Annotated in this window: 9 protein-coding genes; 1 reads left to right on the top strand and 8 read right to left on the bottom strand. The window is 42.2% G+C overall.

All coding sequences use genetic code 11. The features are described from left to right. Nucleotides 1-128: 128 nt before the first annotated feature. The 8 genes from V7L05_RS16920 to V7L05_RS34730 all read right to left on the bottom strand — a co-directional run bounded on the left by V7L05_RS16920 (nt 129) and on the right by V7L05_RS34730 (nt 2,590). The gene (locus V7L05_RS16920; RefSeq protein ID WP_335165644.1) at nt 129-605 is read right to left on the bottom strand and encodes a hypothetical protein; all 477 of its coding nucleotides are present in this window, start codon (nt 603-605) and stop codon (nt 129-131) included. Nucleotides 606-695: 90 nt separating this feature from the next. Continuing rightward, a complete protein-coding gene (locus tag V7L05_RS16915) occupies nt 696-1,136 on the bottom strand; it encodes an HNH endonuclease (RefSeq protein WP_335165642.1) in 441 nt (146 codons plus the stop codon). Nucleotides 1,137-1,145: 9 nt separating this feature from the next. Further along, the gene (locus V7L05_RS16910) at nt 1,146-1,400 is read right to left on the bottom strand and encodes a hypothetical protein (RefSeq protein WP_335165640.1); all 255 of its coding nucleotides are present in this window, start codon (nt 1,398-1,400) and stop codon (nt 1,146-1,148) included. Nucleotides 1,401-1,432: 32 nt separating this feature from the next. Beyond that, entirely contained in the window at nt 1,433-1,660 is a 228-nt protein-coding gene (locus V7L05_RS16905; protein ID WP_335165638.1) for a type II toxin-antitoxin system HicB family antitoxin, read from the bottom strand. A 2-nt stretch (nt 1,661-1,662) separates the two neighbouring features. Beyond that, complete coding sequence (locus V7L05_RS16900; RefSeq protein WP_335165636.1) at nt 1,663-1,923, bottom strand: type II toxin-antitoxin system RelE family toxin; 261 nt, start codon at nt 1,921-1,923, stop codon at nt 1,663-1,665. Beyond that, on the bottom strand, nt 1,916-2,146 hold the full coding sequence (locus V7L05_RS16895) for a hypothetical protein (RefSeq protein ID WP_229464048.1): 231 nt from the start codon (nt 2,144-2,146) through the stop codon (nt 1,916-1,918). Before V7L05_RS16895 ends, V7L05_RS16900 begins: the two co-directional genes overlap by 8 nt. Nucleotides 2,147-2,169: 23 nt before the next feature. Next, complete coding sequence (locus tag V7L05_RS16890; protein WP_335165634.1) at nt 2,170-2,415, bottom strand: DUF6887 family protein; 246 nt, start codon at nt 2,413-2,415, stop codon at nt 2,170-2,172. 70 nt (nt 2,416-2,485) lie between these two features. Next, nucleotides 2,486-2,590 (bottom strand): DUF6888 family protein, encoded by a 105-nt coding sequence (locus V7L05_RS34730; RefSeq protein WP_442937866.1) that lies wholly within the window; start codon nt 2,588-2,590, stop codon nt 2,486-2,488. Between the two features lie 164 nt (nt 2,591-2,754). Between V7L05_RS34730 and V7L05_RS16885 the strand changes: the two genes are divergently transcribed. Further along, a partial coding sequence (locus V7L05_RS16885) for a serine/threonine-protein kinase (protein WP_335165633.1) occupies nt 2,755-4,593 on the top strand: 1,839 nt, incomplete at its 3' end.

Here is a 4,593-nt window from a genome sequence, read left to right as displayed (position 1 = left end):
ACTCATTAATGGAGTTCAAAGACTCATTAATGGAGTTCAAAGACTCATTAATGGAGTTCAAAGACTCATTAATGGAGTTCAAAGACTCATTAATGAAGTTCAAAGACTCATTAATGAGTATTAATTTATCAAGAACCGGACACAGCTTTAGTCGGTCTACCTTTAATAGCTTTAAAACGTTCGCCCAACTGTTCAGCGACAATTTTTAAGCCTGGAGTCTTTTTTGATGCTGTCTTCACATAGTCATAAAGTGTCAAACTGCTAGTCATAGCTTCACTTCCGACTGCAAGTAAAGTATCATCTACCTGTTCGCTGATTTGCTGGATTGAAATTAAAAGTTCAGTGAGCGTAGTGGCTAGCTGATAATCCCGAACCATTTCTTCAACGTCAAAAGTGGGTGGAAGAATTTCGCGGTTAGATTGAGCAGCAGTGACGCTATTGTTTACAAAAGCTAGGCTTTTATCACCCATTTTTACCAACTTGCGCCGTTCTTGTGTGCTGAGAGTAATCAGAAAGGGCAGTTTCTTTTGGACTGTCTGTAGCGCGACTTTAATTTCTTGGATATCTTCTGGCGTAAGGGCTGCGGCCATATTTTGATAGGACATTATGTTTTCAACTTGGTAGTTCTAATGGTGAAGTAGCAATAGTTGCTAAGTATAGAGTTCCCATTTGTAAACGCGATCGCACATCATAACCTATTTATTTATCTGTTTTAGCGCCGATGCTGATGGATATTGACCAGATGCCATTAAAGCTTGTCGTTCTAGAAGCCTTTCATCGCCGTTAAAATCTAGAATGCGTGCAGTCACTTCACCGATATCTGTTTGATGCTGAATTACAGCCTCATCTAGCCGGAAATGCTTACCCCAAAAGTCTCTGCGTGGGTTAAAAAACCGCACAAGTTCGCCAGTTTGCCAATTAATTGAGCCTAAATCCGTCCCTTTTTGGAGGTTACAGAAAATACAGGCATAGCAGAGATTATCTGCTGTTGTAGCCCCGCCGTGTTTGACACTGATTATATGGTCAACTTGAAAGCCTAAGCCGTCTCCTTCTGGATATAAACAATACTCGCATAGATGCGCGGCGCGATCGCTAACTAAACGCCGCAGTTCTACTTTAATATATGGATGAGACATATTGAATACTTACTTAGGGTTAATGTACTGATGAGCTTTTGCTTTTGCCAACCTCATAATATGCTCTAACGTGAGGAAACGATCTAACTCTTGCTGGTCACTTCCTGTAAGACCTTCAGTTTTTGCGCGGTAAACGAGATCCTCTAAACGGTCTTTGGCTGCATCCGAGAGTTTGAAATCGATAACGCTTTGGGGAGTGGTTCCAGCAGCAATAAACTCTATAATTTCATCGTATACTTTGGCTGTATTTACAGATGTAGTCATGAGATTACCTCTTTTTATTTAATTTTACTGATTTACAACGCCACTTTTAATGACATTCCGAATATTTTTGGCTCTGGTAGAGGTTCACCGTCAGCCAAAGATGATTCAATCAGCATTTCTAAAACTTCCTGAGCATTTTTAAGAGTGTCTTCGTAAGTCTCTCCGTGAGTGCAAGGCTGCATTATATCCGTAAACTCAGGTAGCGAAACCACATAACATTGGTCTGCCTCTGACCATTGAATCACGATTGTATATTTCATATTTATTCATAAGCTTCTCGTCGATAAGCAATATTAGTTACCATAACTTGATTTGTTCCATCATCAACTTGATAGATTACTCGATAGTCACCAATGCGATAGCGATAATAACCTGCAAAGTCACCTTTGAGAGGTTTAACATTAGGATAAAACCGAGGATTTTGTTCTAGTTGCTCAAAGCACCTAGCAACCTTTTTGGCTAAAGCTTGGTCTGCTGTAGCATAAATCTCCTCGGCTTTAGCGGATAACACAACGTTATACATCAGATCGAATTGTTCTCCAGTTTTTTACCCGACCTTCAGCAATATCTTTTTTACCTCTTTCAAAGGATTCAATAAATCCAGGGATATCAAGCAACTCTTGGGTAGCGTCTTCGCTCTCTTTATCTGCTAGATATGCTAAAAAGTCAGCAACCAGTTGTAGCCGTTCTGAAGATAATACATCTAGATATTGGTTGATTTGCTGACGAACTTCTGTGTTGTTCATAATTTTTAGCCTATCTTTTATTTTTAACTTTCAGAATCTTGCTTGCTTTGATTTGCTTGCTCAATGCGTTGCCTAATTGCTTCTTCTGCAATGCGAATATTTTCTTCTATTGGCGTACCATCTTCAGCTACCATTGGCCCGTACCATGTTGCTTCCGAGTCAGGAGTGCGGCGGCCATACAAAACACTCAAAGGCTCTACATCTTCCCGGTGTGCAAATGCGTAAGCTATTAGTTCTTTGTTAGTCATTGCTTCAAAATTTGGTCGCATTTAAAAACCTCCAGTTTCCATTAGCGGGTACAATGATTTGGAGTTCCTCATTGACAAAAATAAATACAACTCAGGTTTGGTCATCAAAGCGAAATAGCTCAATACTTCGATAGGTGTTAGACAACATCTGGCAGACACGTAGACAGGCTATAGCTTGTGCGTATGTTGGGTAAATTGTCTGTTCCTCAATTGTGACATAGATAATATAAACCTAGATGGCGACTGGTTTGCAACTTGCTTGCTGCGAATAACTCAATTTATCTACTATTCTGTGATTTCTCAAATGAATAGCTTATAGTTAAGTGATAATAATTACATTTGCCAATAAAAGCACAGTTTATGATCTGCTGCCTTAATCCAGATTGCCACAATCCGCCCAATAGCTATCGCACAATGTTTTGCTCTAACTGCGGTACAGGATTGGTGGTGTTGAGAAACCGCTATCGCCCAATTAAATCATTAGGTGGTGGAGGATTTGGTCAAACTTATTTGGCAGAAGATATCGACAAACTAAATGAGCATTGTGTAATCAAGCAATTTGCACCGCAAGTTCAGGGAACAGGCGCACTGCAAAAGGCCACAGAACTATTTGAGCAAGAAGCAAAGCGACTGCAACAGTTAGGAAACCATCGCCAAATTCCCACACTGTTGGCGTATTTTAACGAAGATAATCGTCTGTATTTGGTGCAAGAGTTTATCGACGGGCAGAATTTATTGGCGGAATTACAACAGCAGGGAATTTTCAATGAGCAAAAAGTCAGAGAATTATTGCTTGATTTGTTAGATATTCTCAAAACAGTTCATCAACAAAAAGTCATTCACCGCGATATCAAGCCAGAGAATATCATTCGTCCCGGTGATGGTAAGTTGGTGCTGATTGACTTTGGTGTATCTAAACAACTGACAGCAACGGTGATGACGCAACCAGGAACAGCGATCGGTTCTTTTGGTTATGCGCCATTAGAACAAATGCAGGGAGGTGAAGCTTATCCAGCCAGTGATTTATATAATGTTGGTGCAACTTGCTTTCACCTGTTGACTGGAATTCACCCTTGGGAACTGTGGAAACGACAAGGTTATGGTTGGGTTGCTAGTTGGAGACAGTATTTGCAAAAACCAGTGAGTCAGGATTTGGGGCGGATGCTGGATAGATTGTTGCAAGAAGAATACCAGCAGCGTTATCAGTCGGCGGCGGAAGTTTTACAAGATTTAAATCCCCCGCCACCTTCAGTAACCCCAACCCAATTAGTCATTGCAGCAGCATCATCTATGACAGTAATTTTACCATCAAAAAAAATTCCCGCAACGATCCCACCAACAGTAAAGCGGCTGCTTTGGGGTTTCTGTGTTACTGGGATCGTCGGGTATGGAATAATAATGCAGGCTTCAATAATAGGATTTTTGTTTTTTCCTGTAATTAGAGACTCGCCACAACTGATTGCAACAATTACTCTAGTCAAAACGCTGGAAGCGTATTCTCAACCTGTTAATTCCGTCGCCATCAGCCCAGATGGCAAAACCCTTGCCAGTGGTAGTGATGACAGCAAACTGTGGAATCTCGCAACCGGAGAGCAAATCCGCACCCTCACAGGGGGTTATGGCTGGGTTCATTCCGTTGCCATCAGCCCAGATGGTAAAACTATTGTCATTAGTAGTGGTGATATTTACAACACCATCGACCTGTGGAATCTCGCAACCGGAGAGCAAATCCGCACCTTCAAAGAAGATTCTGCCTTGGTTAATTCCGTCGCCATCAGCCCAGATGGCAAAACCCTTGCCAGTGGTAGTGATGATAAGACCATCAAACTGTGGAATCTCGCAACCGGAGAGGAAATCCGCACCCTCACAGGGCATTCTGACTTGGTTTATTCCGTCGCCTTTAGCCCAGATGGCAAAACCCTTGCCAGTGGTAGTTGGGACAAAACCATCAAACTGTGGAATCTCGCAACCGGAGAGGAAATCCGCACCCTCACAGGGCATTCTGACTGGGTTAATTCCGTCGCCATCAGCCCAGATGGCAAAACCCTTGCCAGTGGTAGTAGAGACCAAACCATCAAACTGTGGAATCTCGCAACCGGAGAGCAAATCCGCACCCTCACAGGGCATTCTGACTGGGTTAATTCCGTCGCCATCAGCCCAGATGGCAAAACCCTTGCCAGTGGTAGTAGAGACCAAACC

The sequence above is a fragment of the Nostoc sp. genome (genome assembly GCF_036917755.1).
GTDB lineage: Bacteria > Cyanobacteriota > Cyanobacteriia > Cyanobacteriales > Nostocaceae > Nostoc.
Note: the sequence above shows the minus strand (reverse complement) of the source record. Positions and strands in the feature narration are given on the sequence as shown.